This window comes from Sphingomonas sp. P3_C5 (genome assembly GCF_056402635.1).
The window spans coordinates 294293-311549 of sequence record NZ_JBFUHA010000001.1 but is presented as its reverse complement, the minus strand read 5'-3'; the positions used below and the strand labels follow the sequence as shown (position 1 = coordinate 311549).

10 protein-coding genes and 1 tRNA gene are annotated in these 17257 nt (G+C 64.1%); 9 read left to right on the top strand and 2 right to left on the bottom strand.

All coding sequences use genetic code 11. The annotated features are described in order from the left end of the window. Positions 1–3 precede the first annotated feature (3 nt). The 3 genes from AC1DVS_RS01400 (at position 4) to AC1DVS_RS01390 (ending at position 6936) form a co-directional block, all read left to right on the top strand. Positions 4–2913: a TonB-dependent receptor plug domain-containing protein gene (locus AC1DVS_RS01400; RefSeq protein ID WP_478019589.1), complete on the top strand. Its 2910-nt coding sequence runs from the start codon at positions 4–6 to the stop codon at positions 2911–2913. A 62-nt stretch (positions 2914–2975) separates the two neighbouring features. Then, positions 2976–4646 (top strand): carboxylesterase/lipase family protein, encoded by a 1671-nt coding sequence (locus AC1DVS_RS01395; RefSeq protein ID WP_478019587.1) that lies wholly within the window; start codon positions 2976–2978, stop codon positions 4644–4646. A 46-nt stretch (positions 4647–4692) separates the two neighbouring features. Continuing rightward, positions 4693–6936 carry a beta-glucosidase gene (locus AC1DVS_RS01390; protein WP_478019585.1) on the top strand — a complete coding sequence of 748 codons (2244 nt, stop codon included), beginning with the start codon at positions 4693–4695 and terminating at the stop codon, positions 6934–6936. Here the strand turns inward: AC1DVS_RS01390 and AC1DVS_RS01385 are convergent. Together AC1DVS_RS01385 and AC1DVS_RS01380 are read right to left on the bottom strand one after the other, a co-directional pair. After that, the gene (locus tag AC1DVS_RS01385; protein WP_478019583.1) at positions 6933–7835 is read right to left on the bottom strand and encodes a LysR family transcriptional regulator; all 903 of its coding nucleotides are present in this window, start codon (positions 7833–7835) and stop codon (positions 6933–6935) included. The genes AC1DVS_RS01390 and AC1DVS_RS01385 overlap by 4 nt on opposite strands. A 240-nt stretch (positions 7836–8075) precedes the next feature. Continuing rightward, positions 8076–8162 (bottom strand) — tRNA-Leu (locus AC1DVS_RS01380). A 99-nt stretch (positions 8163–8261) separates the two neighbouring features. Here AC1DVS_RS01380 and AC1DVS_RS01375 point away from each other — a divergent pair. The 6 genes from AC1DVS_RS01375 (at position 8262) to AC1DVS_RS01350 (ending at position 17254) form a co-directional block, all read left to right on the top strand. Continuing rightward, positions 8262–9197 carry a complex I NDUFA9 subunit family protein gene (locus AC1DVS_RS01375; RefSeq protein WP_478019582.1) on the top strand — a complete coding sequence of 312 codons (936 nt, stop codon included), beginning with the start codon at positions 8262–8264 and terminating at the stop codon, positions 9195–9197. 58 nt (positions 9198–9255) lie between these two features. After that, complete coding sequence (locus AC1DVS_RS01370; RefSeq protein WP_478019580.1) at positions 9256–10065, top strand: undecaprenyl-diphosphate phosphatase; 810 nt, start codon at positions 9256–9258, stop codon at positions 10063–10065. A gap of 159 nt (positions 10066–10224) precedes the next feature. Continuing rightward, the gene (locus AC1DVS_RS01365; protein ID WP_478019578.1) at positions 10225–11667 is read left to right on the top strand and encodes an NAD(P)-dependent oxidoreductase; all 1443 of its coding nucleotides are present in this window, start codon (positions 10225–10227) and stop codon (positions 11665–11667) included. After that, the gene (locus AC1DVS_RS01360) at positions 11664–12371 is read left to right on the top strand and encodes a DUF2059 domain-containing protein (protein ID WP_478019577.1); all 708 of its coding nucleotides are present in this window, start codon (positions 11664–11666) and stop codon (positions 12369–12371) included. Before AC1DVS_RS01365 ends, AC1DVS_RS01360 begins: the two co-directional genes overlap by 4 nt. A 2-nt stretch (positions 12372–12373) precedes the next feature. Beyond that, positions 12374–16885 (top strand): glutamate synthase large subunit, encoded by a 4512-nt coding sequence (gene gltB / locus AC1DVS_RS01355; RefSeq protein WP_478021207.1) that lies wholly within the window; start codon positions 12374–12376, stop codon positions 16883–16885. After that, the gene (locus AC1DVS_RS01350; protein ID WP_478019575.1) at positions 16886–17254 is read left to right on the top strand and encodes a hypothetical protein; all 369 of its coding nucleotides are present in this window, start codon (positions 16886–16888) and stop codon (positions 17252–17254) included. It begins immediately after the preceding gene. The last annotated feature ends 3 nt before the right edge of the window (positions 17255–17257 follow it).

Here is a 17257-nt window from a genome sequence, read left to right as displayed (position 1 = left end):
AAAATGAAGCCGTCTCTTCGAGTCAAACTGCATTGCGCCAGCGTCGCTGCGTTGATCGCCGGATCGGTCTGGGCAATGCCCGCCGCCGCACAGGATAGCGGCGCCGATCCGCAGGCCGCCACGCCGGCTGCGAGCGTGGCAGCGACCGACCCGGACGAGGCTACCGACACTTCAGAGACGCCTCAGCAGGATATCATCGTCACCGGCACTAACATCTCGGGCGTCAAGCCGGTGGGTTCCGAAACGGTAACCCTCAACCGCGATCAGATCCTCGCGACCGGGCTTACCAACCTGAACGATGTGCTGCAGACCATTCCGCAGGTGCAGAACAATCCAAACGCCGGCGGATCGGGGCCTGTCTATCGGCAAGGCGGGACCGCCGGCTATGGCGGCAATTCGACCCAGGGAACCGCGATCAACCTGCGCGGGCTCGGCACATCGGCAACCTTGACGCTGGTCGACGGCCGCCGCGTGGTCCCCAGCGGTGCCGCGAGTACCTTTACGGAATCGATCCAGGTGCCGATCGCTGCGATCGAGCGCGTCGAGGTGGTGAGCGACGGCAATTCGGCGATCTACGGGTCGGACGCGATCTCGGGCGTGATCAACTATGTGTTGCGCAAGCAGTTCAACGGCGTCGAGGTCACTGGCCGCGACACATTCGATCGCTTTCACAACAGCTGGGGCGCGTCGGTCACGGCAGGCCATAGCTGGGGCAGCGGCAACATCGTCGCGACCTATGACTATGAATCGCGCGAGCCGTTCGTCAACGGCAAGTCGAAATTCCTGCGGCGCGACCTGTCGCCGCTGGGCAGCCGCGACGCGCGCGCAATCGACGCGACCATCGCCGTTTCAAGCCCGACACTGCTGGTGGGCGGCAACGGGACCGCCTATTCCTATTACACCTTGCCCACAGGCGCAGGCACCAATCTCGCGTTCAACCAGCTGACGCTCGGCGCCAACCTCGTCGATTCCTCGTACTTCAATGACTATCTCGGGCGCCAAAGGCGGCATCAGGCGGCAGTCTTCCTCAACCAGGAGATCAATCCCGCGATCTCGTTCTTCGTCGAGGGCTTTTACACCAAGCGTGACACGAAATCGGGCGCCTATGGCAACAGCCGGGTCAACAATATCGTGACCGTGTGCCAGGCAAGCCCCTATTATATCAGCGGAGCGCCTGCGGCGGCCTCCAACTCCAGCGCCTTGTGCGGGGGCGGGCTCGGACAGCAGATCGCGGTCGACCCGCTCACCTTTTTCGGCGGACGTTCGATCACCTCGAACCCGACCGAGACATTCAGTGTCACCAGTGGCCTGACGGGCCACCTGCCGGGCAACTGGACCCTCGACAGCTATTTCACCTATGCGCATGATTCGACCTGCGGCATCTGCAACTATGGCACCAATGCCAATGGCGCTGCGCTCGCCGCGGAAATCACCGCCGGCCGGATCAACCCGTTCAGCGCCACGCCGCTGACCCAGGCGCAATATGCGACCTTCATGGGGGACAACACCCAGCGGTCATTCAACAGCTTCTACGACGCGGTGGTGAAGCTGAACGGCCGGTTATTCGACCTGCCGGGCGGCACCGTGCGGACCGCGTTCGGCGGCGAGCTCGCCTATAACCGCCAGCACCTCGTGAATGGCAGCAACAACGCGTTCGAGAAAAATCCGACGAACAACAATTTCGCGGTGACGAACGACGCAACGGCGCACCGCAGCACTGTGTCGGCTTTCGCCGAATTGTTCGTGCCGATCGTCGGCCAGGACATGAACGTCCCGCTGATGCGCTCGCTCGAGGTGGATGGCGCGGTACGGTACGACAATTATTCCGACTTTGGCGGCACCACCAACCCGAAGATCGGTGCCACCTGGCGAGTCAATGAGTCCCTCTCAATCCGGGGCTCCTGGGGCACATCGTTCCGGGCGCCGGCTTTGACCGATACGAACCCGAACAACTATTCGTCTGCGGTTATCGGACTGCCCTTCGCGAACAATTCAGGCCGCACCGATATCGGCTTTCTCTATCCCGGTAACAGCAGCACCTATCTGCTGCTCGGCGCGAATACCGATCTTCAGCCAGAGACGGCGACCACATGGTCCGCAGGCGTTGACTTCAAGCCGGTGGGCACCGGCTTCCGTTTCTCGGCAACCTATTACAACACGAGCTATTCGAACCAGATCGTTGGCCAGAATGTCGGCCTGTTCCTCTCGAGCCCGGCGAACGCCGCGCTCTACAGCAAATATATCATTCCGGTGCACAATCCGGCCGGATGCGTGAACGGGACCCCCGCTACCTATGATCCGGTCCTCGCGAACTTCATCGCGGCACACCCGGCGCTGTACAATACCAACGTCGTCGGTGCGTGCTCGGTCAACGTGATTCTGGACGCCCGGTCCGCCAATGCGGCAACGACCTTCCAGGACGGGCTCGATTTCCAGGCGAGCTACACGATCGACACCAGCATCGGCCATTGGTCGGTCGCGGCGAATGTGACGAAGATCCTGAACCAGACTCTCCAGCCGGTGGCGGGCGCGACGACCCGCGACGTACTTGGCACCTTCTACTATCCCGTCAGCCTGCGCGGCCGCGGCCAGATCGGGTGGAATCATGGGCGGCTCGGCGCTAATCTGTTCGCCAACTATGTCGGCTCCTACACCAACACGCTGCCGCTCACCGGCCAGCCGCAGAGCAAGGTACCTTCCTGGACCACTTTCGACCTCGGTCTGAGCTATGCGATTCCGCGCAGCAGCTCATGGCTTGGTGGATTGCGCTTTTCTCTCAATATCCAGAACGTGACCGACAAGGATCCGCCGATCGTGCTAACCCAGTCGGGCAACAATTACGGCGCCTATGATCCATCGAATGCCAATGTTTTCGGCCGGATCTTCAGCATCCAGGTGACCAAGGCATTTTGATCCAACCGCCCAAAAATGATCGATCGGGACGCCGATCCGTTCCGATCCGAGGAGAACCGCACATGAAACCGTCCCATTCCCTTCTGCTCGCCGGCGCCGCGCTGTGGAGCGCACCCATCGCGGCGAACGCGCAAACCGGAGCGCCCGTCGTCAAAGTCGCAAACGGGGAGGTGAGCGGCGCGGTCGAAGATGGGATCGCGAGCTGGAAGGGCGTCCCCTTCGCGGCGGCGCCCGTCGGCCCGTTGCGCTGGCGCGCACCGCAGCCCGCCGCAAACTGGAATGGCGTGCGAGCCGCGACTCAATATAGCGCCGATTGCATGCAAAAGCCGTTCGGTGGTGACGCTGCGCCGCTCGGTACGACTCCAGCCGAGGATTGCCTCTACGCCAATATCTGGAAGCCAGCGGGGAGCGCCGGCAAGGTGCCGGTGATCGTGTGGATCTATGGCGGCGGTTTCGTGAATGGCGGCGCCTCGCCCCCCACCTATTCGGGGGCCAATATGGCGAAGCAGGGCGTGATGTTCGTCAGCTTCAACTACCGGGTCGGCCGCTTCGGCACCTTTGCGCTACCCCAATTGACCAGGCAGGATCCCGATCATGGGCTGATCGGCAATTATGGCTTTCTGGACCAGATCGCCGCGCTCAAATGGGTCCAGCGCAACATCGCGGCGTTCGGGGGAGACCCCTCGAACGTGACGATCATCGGCGAGAGCGCCGGGGGAATGTCAGTCCATACGCTCGTCACCACGCCGCTGGCGCGGGGGCTGTTCCAGAAGGCGATGGTGATGTCGGGCGGCAATGCCGAGACCGCGGGCAACGCGACGCTCCATGATGTCGAGCAGGTTTATTCGGATTTCGCCAAGGCAAAGGGGATCTCCCCCAGCGATCCCGATGCGCTGGACAAGTTGCGGGCGCTCACTGCCGAGCAGGTTACGGACGGCTTGAGCATGATGCAGATGTTCCAGCCCAAGCCGGGCCCGAAGACGTTTAGCGGACCTTTCCTCGACGGAAAGATCGTCGTCGATCAGGCCAAGGCCTATGAGTCGGGGAACTTCGCCCGTGTCCCGATGATCATCGGTGCGACCAGTGCCGATATGGGCGGCAAGAGCGGCTTCATGATCGCTGGCGCGCGCAGCGCCTCGGCCAGGATCGCAAAGCAAGGCGTGCCGGTCTGGCATTACCGCTTCTCCTATGTCGCGGACTCGGTCGGTCAGCCCGGCGCGCAACACGCGACCGACATTCCCTTCTTCTTCGACAATGCGGCGATCAAATATGGCGCGCAAACGACGCCGAAGGACGTCGCAATGGGCAAGACGATCAGTGCCTATATCGTCAACTTCGCCAAGACCGGGAATCCCAACGGGGCCGGCCTTCCTGCCTGGCCGAAATATGATGCGGGCAGCGATCCGCTCATGGACTTTTCGGTGGCCGGCAAGGCAGTGCCGGGGAGGGACCCCTGGGGGGCCGACATCGATCGGGACGTGCAGCGCCTGGCGGCAGCGCGTGCCTCGGGCCATTATAACAGCCTGGTCACCCCGCTTGGCACAATGCTTGACGATCCCGCGGCCAAGGCAGTGCTGGAGCGGCACATCGCTGCCGTGATCCATAGCGAGCAGATCAACATGGCGCGTGGCGTCACGCTTCAAGCGCTCCAGTCCTACATGCCGCAAGTGCTGAGCGACGCCATGTTGCAGCAGATCGACAGCGAACTGGCGGCACTGCCCAAGGCACACTGATGAGGCCGCGCCGGTGTCCGCCGGCCGGATCCAGAAGGACTGAACGATGAAGAGATTGATGGCTGCGCTGCTGTGTTCAGCGCTTGCGATGCCGTGCGCCACCGGCGCGCAGGTTCAACCCGAGCGCCAGGCCACAGCTGAATCCGCGGCCAGGCCATGGATGAACCCAAAGCTGTCTCCCAGCCAACGCGCCGATCTGCTCGTCGCGGCGATGACCCTGGATGAGAAGGTCGCGATGCTGCACGGGCCGATGGCGATGCCGCTGTCCCCCCGGATGCCGATGCCGGCCGGCGCGGTCGGATCGGCAGGGTACATCGCCGGCAACGCGCGGCTCGGCATCCCCGCGCTGCAGGAGACCGATGCCAGCCTCGGCGTGACGAACCCGATGATGGTGCGCGGCGCTAAGGACATGTCGACGGCGCTTCCGTCGGGCATCGCGCTCGCGGCGACGTTCAATCCCGAGATCGCTTTTGCGGGCGGGCGGATGATTGGCGGAGAAGCGCGCGCTAAGGGGCTGAACGTGCTTCTGGCCGGCGGGGTCAATCTGGCGCGCGACCCCCGCAACGGGCGCAACTTCGAATATGTCGGGGAGGATCCTCTCCTTGCCGGCGTGCTGGCCGGCGAGAGCGTCCGCGGCATCGAGAGCACCGGCATGGTCTCGACGGTAAAGCATTATGCACTCAACGGACAGGAGCATAACCGCAACACCGTTGACTCAGTGATCGGTGAGCAGGCGATGCGCGAAAGCGATCTGCTGGCGTTTCAGATCGCGATCGAGCGGGGCAAGCCCGGCTCGATCATGTGCTCGTACAATCTGGTGAACGGTCAACATGCCTGCCAGAACGACATGCTGCTCAACACGATCCTCAAGCGGGACTGGCATTATCCCGGCTTCGTTATGTCGGACTGGGGCGCGGTGCATTCGCTCGATGCGTTCAACGCGGGGCTCGATCAGCAATCGGGCGAACAGCTCGACGCGCAGGTCTGGTTTGATCAACCCCTGAAGCAGGCCCTGGCGGCGGGGCAGATCCGCGCCACCCGCGTTGATGATGCGGTGCGCCGCATCCTCTACGCCATGTTCGCAGCGGGGCTGTTCGACAATGCGGCCGCTCCGACTGCCATCGATTTCGCGGCCAACGCCGATGTGGCGCTCCGGGAAGCGGAGCAGGCGATCGTGCTGCTCGATAACCGCAAGCAATTGCTGCCGCTCGCCGGGACGGCACGGAAGATCGCCGTGATCGGTGGGCATGCGGAGGCCGGCGTGCCCTCCGGCATGGGATCGTCACAGGTCACCAACCCGCATCGCGAAGGGCCCTTTCCTCCCACCTCGGTTCCGCTGGGCGGCGAGGGGATGATGGCGATGTGGAATAACGTCGTCTTCCATCCGGATCCTCCGCTCGCCGCGTTGCGCGCGAAACTGCCGGGCGCCCAGATACGCTTCGACACCGGCCTATCACCCGAGGCCGCGGCAGCTGCGGCGCGGGACGCCGATGTCGCAATCGTTTTCGCCTACCAGCCTTCGGGTGAGGGGGAGGACGTGCCCGACATGGCGCTGCCGATGGGGCAGGATACGCTGATCGAGGCAGTCGCAGCTGCCAATCCGAATACGATCGTGGTGTTGGAGACTGGCAATCCCGTCCGCATGCCCTGGGCGGACAAGGTCGGTGCGGTGGTGCAGGCCTGGTATGGTGGCGCGAAGGGCGGCGAAGCAATTGCCCGGGTGCTGACCGGCGAGGTCAATCCGTCCGGGCGGTTGCCGATCACCTGGCCTGCCGATGAAAGCCAGCTTCCGCGTCCGGCCATTCCCGGCTGGACCGCGGGGCCGAAAGACCCAGTGAAAGTCGATTACACGATAGAAGGCTCCGATATCGGCTATCGCTGGTTCGCCCGCAAAGGGGCGGCGCCGCGCTACTGGTTCGGTCATGGCTTGAGCTACACCCATTTCGACTATGCGAATCTCGCCGTCCGGGGCGGAAAGGTGCTGTCCGCCAGCGTGGATGTCACCAACACCGGATCGGTAGCCGGAGAAGAGGTGGCGCAACTCTATCTGTCGGCGCGCCCGGGTGGGCCGGCGCGACGGTTGCTCGCGTTCAGCAAGGTGGCCCTGAAGCCTGGCGAGACAAGGCGCGTGACCCTGACCGCCGATCAGCGGCTGATTGCCGATTTCGACGTTGCGGGCCGCAGCTGGAAGATTGCTGCCGGGCATTATGAGGTCAGCGTCGGACGTGACGCCGGACATCTGGTCGATCAGGCCGCGGTAACGCTTCCGGCCCAGAGAATCGCGCCTTAGTCCCGCCCGGCGCGGGCTTCTTCGAGGAAATGGCGAAAGAAAGCCTCTGCCGCGGGCGGCAAGGTGCGGTCGGTAAGATAGGCGATTCCGATCTCGCGTGTGATCAGGGGCTTTCCGAGCGGCTTCGTGGTGATGTGCGGCGACTGGATCATGCTGATCGTCGAACGGGGCAATGCCGTAATACCAAGGCCCGCCTCGATCAGCGCCCCGACGGTCGCAAGCTGTGTACATTCGAATAGGGGCCTGACGGCGATGCCGGCCTTGTGCATGGCGACGTCAGTCAGGTTGCGAACGCTGCTGCGCGGCGCCATCGCAATAAAGGGCTGATCTCTGAATATTGACCAGTCGACCGTTGCGGTCCCATCGAACTGCTGGCCGGTCGGGGCGACGAGCACCATGGGATCTTCCATGAACGGCTCGAACGTGAATTCGCCTTCCTCGGGTGGCGTAGCGATCGCCAGGTCGATCTGACGCTCCTGCATCTGCTGATAGAGCGCGCCCGACAGATGATCGCGCACCACGATCTCGACCTGCGGATGAGACCTGAGGAAGGAAGCGATAGCCGCAGGTAGAATGGACGCGGCGACCGAAGGGAGCGCGCCAACCACGACGCGGCCGCGCGCGCCCGAAAAGGTCAGCGCCAGTTCGGAGAATGCGTGGTCGAAATCGGCCGTCAGCCGCTCGACGATCGGCAGCATCGCTTCTCCCGCCGCAGTCAGCGACACGTTGCGCGAATTGCGGTCGAACAGCCTCGTGCCAAGCTCCTCCTCGAGCAGCCTGATCGTTCGGCTGAGCGCCGGCTGCGACAGGTTGGCGTTGCGGCTGGTTTCGCTGAAGCTTCGGTTTTGCGCGACCTGCAGGAACAGGCGCAGGCTGTTGAGACTCGGGCGTCGCTGCATCGTCGTGGTCCGATCCGGTGAAAACTCGGAGAAGTGCCGACAACCTTAGCGTCTTCCAGCAATTACAGGTCAACGGACAGCAGGTGACGACTGCCAGATTTTCGAGAATTTTGCGGCGGCGCGTTGCCAGATCGGGCCGGTAAATCCAGCGAGTAACCGAGGGCTGCGTCGCCGCGAGCAGCTTGACCGATCGAGGCAGATTGGTCGCCGGACCTTCCCGGACGTTGCCGGAAAGGTCCCTGGTGCCCAGAAGAGGACTCGAACCTCCACGCCCTTGCGAGCGCCAGCACCTGAAGCTGGTGCGTCTACCAATTCCGCCATCTGGGCACGGGGTAGGGGGCGCGCCTTAGGTTAGGGTCGTGCGCCTTGTCAACACGGGCGAAGCTGGGGCAAGGGGGCCGCTCACGAAAGGCAAGGCAGGCGCGCATGAGGAACAGGCTGATAACGCTGGTCGGTGGTGGCGGATTTCTCGGCCGCTACATCGCACAGGAATTGCTCGCGACCGGCGCGCGCGTCCGCATCGCCCAGCGCGATCCCCGTCAGGCCTTTTTTCTCAAGCCGTTGAGCGCGCTCGGCCAGACTCAGTTCGTGGCCGCCGACATCCGCAAACCCGATTCCCTCGCCCGCGCGTTCGAAGGCGCCGACTCGGTGGTTAACCTCGTTGGCGTGCGCCGCGGCGACTATCAGGGATTGCACGTCGCCGGAGCAGCCAATGCAGCCAGGGCCGCTGCGGCGGCGGGGGTCGACACCTTCGTCCAGATATCCTCGGCGGGAGCCGATCACGACGCCCCGTCCGAATATAGCCGTTCCAAAGCGGCGGGCGAGGATGCGGTTCGCGACATCTTGCCCCAGGCCGTCATCGTCCGCCCCTCGATCCTGTTCGGCCGCGAGAGCAGCTTCATCAACATGCTCGCCGGCATGATCGCGACGCTGCCGGTGGTGCCGGTGGTGCGGCCGGGCTGGCGCTGCCAGCCGGTGTATGTCGCCGATGTCGCCACCGCGATCGCCAGGATTCTGGTCAGTCCCGCGGCCTTTGCCGGGCATACTCTGGAATTCGGCGGGCCCGATATTCTGGCGATGCGCGATCTGATCGCCGAGATCGCAAAGGCGGCCGGACGCGAGCCGCGGACGGTGGAACTGCCCGACATTGCCGGCAGCCTGCTGGCGATGTTCGGTTTCCTGCCGGGCAGTCCGCTCTCGCGCCAGGAGTGGCTTGCGCTCCAGCACGACAATATCCCCCGCCATGGTGCCGAAGGGCTCGTCGCGCTCGGAATTGCGCCGACCCCTTTCAGCGCGGTGGCGCCGAGCTGGCTGGTCCGATACCGCCGCCACGGTCGATTCGGCACCAGCGCAGTCGCCTGACCTCGTCCACTAGACTCCGATACATCACATCGCGGCCAGGCCGCTTAAGGGGAAGCGCGTGCACGATCTGATCACCACCATCCTGCTCGGCGTCGTCGAAGGGGTGACCGAGTTCCTGCCAGTCTCCTCGACCGGGCACCTTATCCTGGCGACGAAGCTGCTCGGCTATGATGCGACGCGGTGGGAGGTGTTCAATATCGTCATTCAGCTCGGTGCGATCTTCGCGATCGTGGTCCTCTATTGGCGGACCTTCTGGGCCGTGTTGCAGGGCTGTCTGCGACTCGATCCGGTCTCGATTCGATTCGTCCGCAATATCCTGATCGCCTTCATTCCGGCGGCGGTGATAGGATTGCTGTTACACAAGCGCATTGAGGCGCTGCTCGGCAATGCAGAGGTCGTGGCGGTCGCGCTGATCGTCGGCGGTATCGCCATTCTCGGGGTCGAGCGTTTCACGAAAGAAGGCGACATCACCGGCGTGGCCGACATTCCCGTCTCCAAGGTGGTCGGCATCGGGTTTCTGCAATGTCTCGCCATGGTGCCTGGCGTCAGCCGATCGGGCGCAACGATTCTCGGGGCGCTCGCGCTCGGGGTAGAGCGCCGCACCGCGGCCGAATTCAGCTTCTTCCTCGCGATCCCGACAATGGTCGGCGCTACCAGCCTGGAATTGTTCAAGAATCGTCATGAGCTCGTTGCTGGCGGCGGAGTGGGTATGACGAGCATCGCCATAGGGGCGGTGGTCTCGTTCGTTGTTGCCCTGCTGGTCGTCCGAGCCTTTGTCGGCTTTGTCGGCCGCCGCGGCTTCGCACCCTTTGCATGGTACCGCATCGTCGCTGGCGGAGCGGCTCTGGTCTGGCTTTTGACTAAATAGGACCGAAGTGGCCTCAGCTGAGCGACAGTCTGAGAAGTAAATCCGGTCAAGCGAAACAAAATGTGCAATATAGGACAGCTACTCTGTCCTATATTGCTGAATCTGCGTGACAGACGAGACGAAAAGGGATAGGCGCCGGAAAATTTCAGGCGAGAATCCATGGCCGGCGAGTCCACTTTGAAGTTTGTCGATCGGGCGCAGTCCTATCCGGGCAAGCGCGCATCCAAGATGCGTGCCGAGGATTTCCGCGAGATCGCCGATCGCTACGCGCCCGTCGCCGCCGAGGAACAGGCTGGCCGCTGCTCGCAATGCGGCGTCCCCTATTGCTCGGTGCATTGCCCGCTGCACAATCATATCCCGGACTGGCTCAGACTCACCGCCGAGGGCCGGCTCCGCGAAGCTTATGAGTTGAGCAACTCCACCTCGACCATGCCCGAGATCTGCGGTCGCATCTGCCCGCAGGACCGGCTGTGCGAAGGCAATTGCGTCATTGAATTCTCCGGCCACGGCGCGGTCACGATCGGCTCGGTCGAAAAATTCATCACTGACACCGCCTGGGAAGAGGGCTGGGTCGAGCCGCTCGTGCCGGGGCCTGATCGCGGCCAGTCGGTCGGGGTGATCGGTGCCGGTCCGGCAGGCCTCAGCGCCGCCGAATATTGCCGCGCGCTCGGCTATGAGGTTCATGTTTATGACCGCCACGATCGCGCCGGCGGGCTGCTCACCTATGGCATTCCCGGCTTCAAGCTCGAGAAGCATGTCGTCACCCGCCGCGTCGATCGGCTGAAGGCGGGCGGCATCGTCTTCCATGAAAGCTTTGAAGTCGGCCGCGATGCGAGCCTCGACGAACTCCGCCAGCGCCATGACGCGATCCTGATCGCGACCGGCGTGTACAAGCCCCGCGCGATCAAGGCGCCGGGGATCGGCAGCGAAGGTGTGGTCGAGGCGCTCGATTATCTCACCGCGTCGAACCGCAAGGGCTTTGGCGACACCGTGCCCGAATTCGACAATGGCAGCCTCGATGCCGCCGGCAAGCATGTGGTGGTGATCGGCGGCGGTGATACCGCAATGGACTGCGTCCGCACTGCGGTCCGCCAGGGCGCGAAGTCAGTCAAATGCCTGTATCGCCGCGATCGGGCCAATATGCCCGGCTCGCAGCGCGAGGTCGCCAATGCCGAGGAGGAGGGCGTCGAATTCGTCTGGCTCTCCGCGCCCCAGGCGTTCGAGGCGGGTGAGCGGGTCACCGGCGTCCATGCGTCGCGGATGCGCCTTGGCGCTCCCGACGCAAGCGGCCGGCGCGCCCCTGAGATGGAGCCCGACAGCGGCTTCGTGCTGCCGGCCGATCTCGTCATCAAGGCGCTCGGTTTCGATGCCGAGGAACTGCCAGCGCTGTTCGGCGCACCCGAGCTCGGCGTCACGCGCTGGGGCACAGTGCTGGTCGACAACAAGACACTGATGACCTCGCTCGACGGCGTGTTCGCCGCCGGAGACATTGTCCGCGGCGCCAGCTTGGTGGTCTGGGCGATCCGCGATGGTCGCGATGTCAGCACCGCGATGCATGCCTGGCTGAAGGCGAAAGCGCAAAAGGGGAGGAAAGCGGCATGATCGGATTTGCGAACCGCAAGCGGCTATTGTGTCGCACAATTGCGCTGGGATTGTCGGTGGTGGCGTTGCCCGCTGTGGCACAGGTCGCGCCCGCACCCCCGGCAGCCGAGGTACCATCCAAACCGGCACTCGCGCCGGTCGATCCGGTACGTCTGGCGGCGGCTCGGCCCGTGATTGATCGCATCTGGCCGCTCGGCACTTACGCGCGGATAATGCACGGTGCGATGGATCAGATGATGCAGTCCACCATGGGCAGCATGTACGATATGCGCGCTGATGAGCTCGGGGAGATGGCCGGAGGTGATGCCAAGGCGAGCAGCGCGCTCAAGGGCAAGACCATGGGCGATCTGATGAAAGCGGAGGATCCCGCTTACAAGGAGCGCATGAAGATCACGATGGATGTGATGATGGGCGAGATGACGCGCATCATGACTGACGTCGAGCCCGATGTGCGCGACGCCATGGCTCATGCCTATGGGAGACGCTTTACCGTCGAACAGTTGGGCGACCTTGATCGCTTCTTTTCGACGCCAACCGGAGCGGCTTACGCCTCCGAATCGATGACGCTGATGATGGGCCCGGACATGATGCAGGCGATGCAAGCCTTCGCGCCGCGGCTGATGAAGCAAATGCCGGCGATCATGGCCAAGGTGCAGGAAGCCACCAAGGGTCTGCCGCCACTGAAGAAGGCGCCAAAACAGTGACGATGGATTCAGAACGCCTCCGCCTCGCGGCGGAAGGCATGTACCGCCCCGAATTCGAGTCCGATGCCTGCGGCGTCGGTCTCGTAGCCGCGACTGACGGCACGCCGTCGCGCCGTGTCGTCCAGTCGGCGATCGATGCGCTGAAGGCGGTCTGGCATCGCGGCGCTGTCGATGCTGACGGCAAGACCGGCGACGGCGCCGGGCTGCATGTCGATCTGCCGCTCAAATTCTTCGACGATGCGATCGCCGCCTCGGGCCACAAGGCAACGCCGAACCGGCTCGCGGTCGGCATGATCTTCCTGCCGCGCACCGATCTCGGCGCGCAGGAGGCGTGCCGGACGATCGTCGAGAGCGTGATCATCGAGGAAGGCTATACCATCTATGGCTGGCGCCAGGTGCCGGTCGATGTCTCGGTGATCGGGCAGAAGGCCCAGGCGACACGCCCCGAGATCGAACAGATCATGATCGCGGGCCCGCTCCCGGAAGAGGCCAGCGCCGCCGAGTTCGAAAAGAACCTCTATCTCGTCCGTCGCCGGATCGAGAAGCAGGTGATCGCGGCGCAGATCCAGGGCTTCTATATTTGCTCGCTGTCGTGCCGCTCGATCATCTACAAGGGGCTGTTCCTCGCGGAGAGCCTGTCGGTCTTCTATCCGGACCTGCAGGACCAGCGCTTCGAGAGCCGGGTCGCGATCTTCCATCAGCGCTATTCGACCAACACCTTCCCGCAATGGTGGCTGGCCCAGCCCTTCCGCTGCCTCGCGCATAATGGTGAGATCAACACGATCCGCGGCAACAAGAACTGGATGCTCAGCCACGAGATCAAGATGGCGAGCCTCGCGTTCGGCGAATATTCGGAGGACATCAAGCCGGTGATCCCGGCCGGCGCCTCCGACACCGCAGCGCTCGATGCCACCTTCGAGGCGATCTGTCGGTCGGGCCGCGATGCGCCGACCGCCAAGCTGATGCTTGTGCCAGAAGCCTGGGGTCCGAAGGGCGAGATGCCCAAGGCGCATCTCGACATGTACAAATATCTCGCCAGCGTGATGGAGCCGTGGGACGGCCCGGCCGCGCTCGCGATGACCGACGGCCGCTGGGCGGTTGCCGGCATGGACCGCAACGCGCTTCGTCCGCTGCGCTACACGCGCACCAGCGACGGCCTGCTGATCGTCGGTTCCGAAAGCGGCATGGTTGTCGTCCCTGAATCGACCATCATCGAAAAGGGCCGGCTCGGTCCCGGCCAGATGATCGCTGTCGACCTCGAAAAGGGCGAGCTGCTCAATGATCGCGCGATCAAGGACAGGATCTCGGCTGAGGCCGATTATGCCCAGATGATCGGCAATTTCCTCGGTCTGGCCGATCTGCCGCCGGCAGCGGCCGACGCGACCGTCCGCTTCGATCGTGCCGCGCTCACCCGCCGCCAGATCGCCGCCGGGCAGACGCTCGAGGATATGGAGCTGATCCTGTCGCCGATGATCGAGGGCGCCAAGGAAGCGATCGGCTCGATGGGCGACGATACGCCGCTCGCTGTCATCTCGGACAAGCCCCGGCTGATCAGCCAGTTCTTCCGCCAGAATTTCAGCCAGGTGACCAACCCGCCGATCGATTCGCTGCGGGAGCGCCATGTGATGTCGCTCAAGACGCGCTTCGGCAATCTCGCCAACATCCTCGATACCGAGGATCGGCGGGACGGCGTGCTGGTGCTCGAATCCCCGGTCCTGACCGGCGCCGACTGGGCACGGCTGAAGGCGTTCTTCGGCGCCAAGGTCGCCGATATCGACTGCACCTTCGAAAGCGGCGGCGGCGCGGAAACGTTGCGCGGCGCGATTCAGCGCATCCGCAGCGAAGCCGAGCAGGCGGTGCGCGAGGGCAAGAGCGAGCTGTTCCTGTCCGACATGAACATCGGCCCGGAGCGGATCGGCATTGCCGGCGTGCTCGCGGCGGCTGCGGTCCATACGCATCTCGTGCGCAAGGGCCTGCGCTCCTATGCCAGCATCAACATCCAGACCGCCGAGTGCCTCGACACGCATTATTATGCAGTGCTGATCGGCGTCGGCGCGACGACGGTGCACGCCTATCTCGCTGAGGCTTCGATCGTCGATCGCCACGAACGCGGGCTGTTCGACGATCTCACTCTGGCTGAATGCCTGTCGCGGCATCGCTATGCGGTCGATGAAGGCCTGCTCAAGATCATGTCCAAGATGGGGATCGCGGTGATCTCCAGCTATCGCGGCGGCTATAATTTCGAAGCGGTCGGGCTCTCGCGCGCGCTGGTCAATGATCTCTTTCCGGGCATGCCCGCCAAGATTTCGGGCGAAGGCTATGCCTCGCTCCATCTGAACGCGGCGCTCCGCCACGAAAAGGCCTATGACAGCAGCATCGCCACGCTGCCGATCGGCGGATTCTATCGCCAGCGCCACACCGGCGAGACCCATGCCTATTCAGCCCAGCTGATGCACCTGTTGCAGACGGCGGTCGGGACCGACAGCTATTCGACCTATCTGCAATTCTCGCGCGGCGTGGAGGCTCTGCCGCCAATCTATCTGCGCGATCTGCTCCAGTTCAATTTCCCGAACGAAAGCGTGCCGATCGATCAGGTCGAGGCGATCACCGAAATCCGCAAGCGCTTCGTGACCCCGGGCATGTCGCTCGGCGCGCTCAGCCCCGAGGCGCATGAGACGCTGGCGATCGCCATGAACCGGATCGGCGCCAGGGCGGTGTCGGGTGAGGGCGGCGAGGACAAGGCGCGCTACACGCCCTATGCGAATGGCGATAACGCCAACTCCGGCGTCAAGCAGATCGCTTCGGGCCGCTTCGGCGTCACGGCTGAATATCTGAACGCCTGCGACGAGATCGAGATCAAGGTCGCTCAGGGTGCAAAGCCCGGCGAGGGCGGCCAGCTGCCTGGCTTCAAGGTCACTGAGTTCATCGCGAAGCTGCGTCACGCGACGCCGGGGGTGATGCTCATCTCCCCGCCGCCGCACCACGACATCTATTCGATCGAGGATCTCGCCCAGCTCATCTATGATCTGAAGCAGATCAACCCGATCGCGCGCGTCTGCGTCAAGCTGGTCAGCTCGGCCGGCATCGGCACCGTGGCGGCGGGCGTCGCCAAGGCACATGCCGACGTCATCCTCGTCGCCGGCCATGTCGGCGGCACCGGCGCCTCGCCCCAGACCAGCATCAAATATGCCGGCACGCCCTGGGAAATGGGCCTCTCGGAGGTCAACCAGACGCTGACGCTCAACGGCCTGCGCGGCCGGATCAAGCTGCGCACCGATGGCGGCCTCAAGACCGGGCGCGATATCGTCATCGCTGCGATCCTCGGTGCCGAGGAATTCGGCATCGGCACGTTGTCGCTGGTCGCGATGGGCTGCATCATGGTCAGGCAGTGTCATTCGAACACCTGCCCGGTCGGAGTCTGCACCCAGGACGAACGGCTGCGCTCTAAATTCACCGGTACGCCCGAAAAGGTCATCAATCTGATGACCTTCATCGCCGAGGAAGTCCGCGACATCCTCGCCCGGCTCGGCTGCCGCAGCCTCGATGAGGTGATCGGCCGCACCGAACTGCTCCGCCAGGTCAGCCGCGGCGCCGAGCATCTCGACGATCTCGATCTCAACCCGATCCTCGCCAAGGTCGATGCGGACGATGCCGAGCGGCGCTTCTCGCTCTCGACCTTCCGCAACGAGGTGCCTGACAGCCTCGATGCGCAGATGATCAAGGATGCGCAGCAGGTCTTTTCGCGCGGCGAGAAGATGCAGCTGACCTATTCGGTGCGCAACACCCACCGCGCGGTCGGCACCCGGCTGTCGAGCGAGATCACGCGGAAATTCGGCATGTCCGCGCTCGCCGACGGGCACGTCCATGTGCGGCTGCGCGGCAGCGCCGGCCAGTCACTCGGCGCGTTCCTGTGCAAGGGCATCACGCTCGAAGTGTTCGGCGACGCCAATGATTATGTCGGCAAGGGCCTGTCGGGCGGCATCATCGCCGTGCGGCCGGTGGTGAGCTCGCCGCTCGCCAGCCAGGATAATACGATCATCGGCAACACCGTCCTCTACGGCGCCACCTCGGGCAGCCTGTTCGCGGCTGGTCAAGCCGGCGAGCGTTTCGCGGTGCGCAATTCGGGCGCGACTGTCGTGGTCGAGGGCTGCGGCGCCAATGGCTGTGAATATATGACCGGCGGCACCGCCGTCATCCTCGGGACGGTCGGCGCCAATTTTGGTGCCGGCATGACCGGCGGCATGGCCTTTGTCTATGATGCGGACGGCAGCTTCGAACGCCGCGCCAATCCCGAGAACATCGTCTGGCAGCGCCTGTCGTCGATGCATTGGGAGGCGGTCCTGCTCAACCTCGTCCGCGCCCATCACGCGGCGACCGACAGCAAATGGTCGGCAAGCCTGCTCGATGATTGGGGCCGGGTGATCGACAATTTCTGGCAGGTCGTTCCGAAGGAGATGCTCACCCGCCTGGCGCATCCGCTCGACGACCGCGAGGAGATGGTCGCGGCTGAATAAATGGTCGCCCGGCTTGCCGCTCCGCCCTGGACGCGGCGTCTGAGCGAGGCTCCGGGCTGGATCGGCTTCGCGGCCCTGATCGGCGGTTGCGGTTGGCTGCTATGGGGATCGCAGCCTGTCAGCGATGGGCAGGTGCGATGGCAGAGCGCAGTCGTGGCCGGCTTTGCGCCGCAGCACCGCAGCGATGAGGACTCGTCCGACTTGGGCGTCGACGTCGTTCTGCGCTTGCCGTCCGGCGAGAAGCGAGCTTTCCTGGTCGATGCCGCCGAGGCGGCGCGCTGCCATGTCGGGCAACGGATACGCCTGCGGATCTTTTCGCGGAAAAATGGCGGGGATGGAGTGTCGCTGCCGCCCGCGCCGTGCGGCTAGCGC